This window comes from Halalkalibacter flavus, from assembly GCF_036663575.1.
Taxonomy (GTDB): Bacteria; Bacillota; Bacilli; order Bacillales; family Bacillaceae_D; genus Halalkalibacter; species Halalkalibacter flavus.
In genome coordinates, this window is the sequence record NZ_JAWRVK010000442.1 from 1 (window position 1) to 231 (window position 231).

Here is a 231-nt window from a genome sequence, read left to right on the forward strand (position 1 = left end):
TTTTCATCCGGTGACTTTTGGGCCCCGTTGACCCCCACGGAACAACCCAGCCACCGGTAGAGTTGCCCCATTTCTTTGGCGTCCCGTTCGGATAGGTACTCGTTAACCGTGATAACGTGAACCCCCTTACCACTGAGGGCGTTTAAGTAGACGGGCATCGTGGCGGTCAGGGTTTTCCCTTCCCCGGTCTTCATTTCGGCGATGTTCCCCTCGTGAAGAACAATCCCCCCC

General features: G+C 56.7%; 1 protein-coding gene. It reads right to left on the reverse strand.

What is annotated here, in order from left to right:
- Positions 1-231, reverse strand: a 231-nt coding sequence (locus tag SAY88_RS25730) for a hypothetical protein (protein ID WP_332635272.1), incomplete at both ends; no start/stop codon positions are given.